The 3,188-nt window shown below is 29.6% G+C and carries 5 protein-coding genes; all 5 read left to right on the forward strand.

The genetic code is table 11. The features are described 5' to 3' along the window. Window positions 1–427 (forward strand): DUF536 domain-containing protein (locus tag FHL06_RS14400; protein WP_192917980.1); only part of this gene is annotated, 427 nt, incomplete at its 5' end. 243 nt (window positions 428–670) lie between these two features. Then, window positions 671–1,246: a hypothetical protein gene (locus tag FHL06_RS12240; RefSeq protein ID WP_102196634.1), complete on the forward strand. Its 576-nt coding sequence runs from the start codon at window positions 671–673 to the stop codon at window positions 1,244–1,246. Window positions 1,247–1,548: 302 nt separating this feature from the next. Next, a complete protein-coding gene (locus tag FHL06_RS12245; protein ID WP_153386850.1) occupies window positions 1,549–1,722 on the forward strand; it encodes a hypothetical protein in 174 nt (57 codons plus the stop codon). A gap of 44 nt (window positions 1,723–1,766) precedes the next feature. Next, window positions 1,767–2,054: a helix-turn-helix domain-containing protein gene (locus FHL06_RS12250; RefSeq protein WP_102196635.1), complete on the forward strand. Its 288-nt coding sequence runs from the start codon at window positions 1,767–1,769 to the stop codon at window positions 2,052–2,054. Window positions 2,055–2,063: 9 nt separating this feature from the next. Next, a complete protein-coding gene (locus tag FHL06_RS12255; protein WP_102196636.1) occupies window positions 2,064–2,993 on the forward strand; it encodes a reverse transcriptase family protein in 930 nt (309 codons plus the stop codon). The last annotated feature ends 195 nt before the right edge of the window (window positions 2,994–3,188 follow it).

The raw sequence follows: 3,188 nt of genomic DNA on the forward strand, positions 1-3,188 counted from the left end.
TGGTGTATCAAAACAAGCCATTAGGAAAAAACTAGATACAAACTTTAGAGCAAACTATGTACAAACTGTGACTAGGAACGGGGTACAAACCCTAGTTGTTATTAATTCAGGATATTTGCTGTTAAAACAGCATTTTGGTGGTGGTAACAACCGAAAATTCAGAGAGGAAACATTTACTAGTAACACTGGTAACACGAATATAGATACAATAGAACTACTGAATCAGCAATTATTAATCAAAGATAGCCAAATTAAAGAAAAAGATGAACAATTAAAGTCAATGCAAAAATTATTGGATCAATCACAACAATTACAGTTAATAGCCGAAAAAAAAATTGAAAAGTTTAAAACCATATCTTCTAAACAAGGTGAACATGATACCCATAATTTAAAGAAAAAAAATAATACTTGGTGGCACTTCTGGTAAAAACGTATTTTTATATTTGTTGATCAAAATTCAATATTAATTGTAAAAAGGCAAAAGCAAGCACTTAGGTTATTCTTCTAGTTGGGCTTTATAATCTTTAACGTTTTAGTGTAGTAGGAACTCGACACGTTTTTTCTAACCATATTATATATAGAAAATCTCTATTGTTTAAGCTTCAAAACCGAAAAACAAACAATTGCTATATTATAAGTGAACTACAAAAAATATAAGGAGATTAGATTTATGTTATTAATTAGTATTTTACTTAATATTATATTGATTGTCGGAGAAGTTTTGACGTGGCTTAAAATACCAAATTGGCTTTTAGAACATTATAAATCAAAATTAGCGCAAATTAATCAACAAAAAATTAACAAATTTAATTGCCACACACAGCAGCAACAACAGAAATTCGAAGAAAAGTTACAATCAACATTGGCGGAACAAAAAAGAGACTTTGAACAAAAAGCAGAACTATTAAAACAACGACGGACAATAATTCCAATCATCTATGCCAAATTACTTGAATTGAATGGGGCAGTACGTCAAGAAGAAAATTCTAAAAAGAGAGAAATACAGATAAACGTCAATAATTATATTGATTCACAACGACTGTTTTTAACTGAACCTCTATACAAGGAAATAAAAAGTGTTCAGAAATCTATGGGTTCTATCAGCGCTATTTATGAAACCATGCCTCAAATTAAAGGGCAAACTATTGACGTCTATGACCAAAGAAGGCAAAAACTAGAAGAAACAATAACGCAACAATTAACCAAGTTAGAAAATGATTTTAGAAATACCATGTTTGACAAATAGAATACAAAGTTGTTTTAAAAAAAATAATATTTGCAAATAGCGAATTATATTGTATAATAAAATCATCAGTGTTAGGTATTTCCTCTGAAATTGGAACTTTGTATATTCGAGGTTCGTGGATTCTATATTTGTAGGATCTGTTTTGTAGGGCTGCAAGCTGCCGGCTGCTCCGGCGCAAGCGCCTGCGCAGAGAAACGAGAGATGAGGATTCTCTCGTTTCAAAAATGACTACGATAGATGCTTTGAGAACCTTTTCTTTCTGGAGAGGACTCCCATAGAGGGAGCAGAAAGAAGGAATTTTTATGCAAATTAAAAATAGGGAACTGGTATCAAAGTATCGTGAACATCGGCAAAGAAAAGCTAAAACATCTAAAAAGTGGATTATATTTATTAAGATAATGCACGGTTTAGAAATATTGTTAAAATTACTTTTGTTACTTGAAAAAGTTATTAAACAATTTGCTGGCTTTTTTTAAGATGGTCAATTCGTAGTCTTTTTTTTTTGAAAGGAGTCTATTACATGGAAAATATTGGAATAATTCTTAAAAAGCTAAGAATGATTTATGGAGATACTGCAAAAGATTTTAGTGGAAAAATAAATATATCTCCTAGTTATTTATCTGAAATAGAAACCGGGAAAAAGTCTCCTTCACTTGAAATATTAAATAACTATGCTGAAATCTTAGGGTTAAAAGTTTCTACACTAATTTTACTCGCAGAAGATAAAAAGCAGATCAATAATGATTTACAAGCAAAAAAATTAATTAAACCATTAATGGAAAAAGTTATATCTCTAATGGCTAGATAAGGACATCAATTGAAAAAAAAATACCCATTATCTCAATCTTATCTTTTCAAATGTCATTCGAAAAAAAAGTTAGCTGACTCGCTAGGTATGTCCTTAAAAAAGTTAAAATATATCTCTAACAATCCCAGATACTATTCCTTTACTAAGAGGACTGGTACAAAAAATAGAGAAATTGATGTACCTTCTGATGCAGAATTAAAAAAAGCTCAAAAAAATATTTATAATTACCTAAAATACACAAATAGGCCTAACTATTTAATGGCTGGTGAAATTGGTAAAAATATTTTATCTAATGCAACTTTCCATAAGGACAGTGATTATTGGCTTAAATTTGACATATCAAATTTTTTTCCAAACTGTAAAAGAGAATATATTTATAGATTCTTTCAGTCTAGTATGCAATGTTCTCCTGACGTAGCTTCCATACTAACGAACATCACTGTATATAGAGGCGGCTTAGTGCAAGGAATTTCGACAAGTATGCTCCTTTCATTTTTTGCCTTCACTCCTATGTTTGATGAACTTTCTTTACTAGCAACTAAAAATAATTTAAAATTTTCAACGTATGTTGATGACTTTACATTCTCTAGTTCATCGCCTATAAACACAAATTTTATTAAATTACGAGTTAATAAAATTGTTAGAGCATATGGTCATACTATTAAAAATAGAAAAGTTAAGTATTATTCAACAAATGACTCCAAAAGAGTATCTGGCGTTATTGTAACTAAAACCCATCACTTAAAAGTTCCAAATAAAAATAGAAAAAAGATTATTTCGCTTGCTAAGTCAATGAGAGAAAATATTAATACTGGAAACTACCAAGAAGCCGAGAAAATAAGGTTATCCTTAAGAGGATGCATAAATTCTGCACGTCAAATTGAACCTGAAATATTTCCTGAAATTTCAAAATTTACTAAAACAAAATTTAAGTCTTAATATATTACCAGGTGCTTTATACTACCTGGATAAATATTGTAAGACTGTAATTTTAATTAATATCTTTATCTTTGTTAAATTAAGGGTCTATAATTAACAAATAACCCCTCAAAAACGTTTTTAAAATAGCCCCCAATATCTATAATGTAGATATTGGGGGCTATTTTGTTTCTTTTATCAATAAATAACATCTGC

Source organism: Companilactobacillus halodurans (assembly GCF_009600985.1).
Taxonomy (GTDB): domain Bacteria; phylum Bacillota; class Bacilli; order Lactobacillales; family Lactobacillaceae; genus Companilactobacillus; species Companilactobacillus halodurans.

Bases quoted from the DNA above. Each gene is read 5' to 3' on its own strand.
- FHL06_RS12245 (WP_153386850.1), top strand. From the start codon at position 1,549: ATGCAAATTAAAAATAGGGAACTGGTATCAAAGTATCGTGAACATCGG.
- FHL06_RS12240 (WP_102196634.1), top strand. From the start codon at position 671: ATGTTATTAATTAGTATTTTACTTAATATTATATTGATTGTCGGAGAA.
- FHL06_RS12250 (WP_102196635.1), top strand. From the start codon at position 1,767: ATGGAAAATATTGGAATAATTCTTAAAAAGCTAAGAATGATTTATGGA.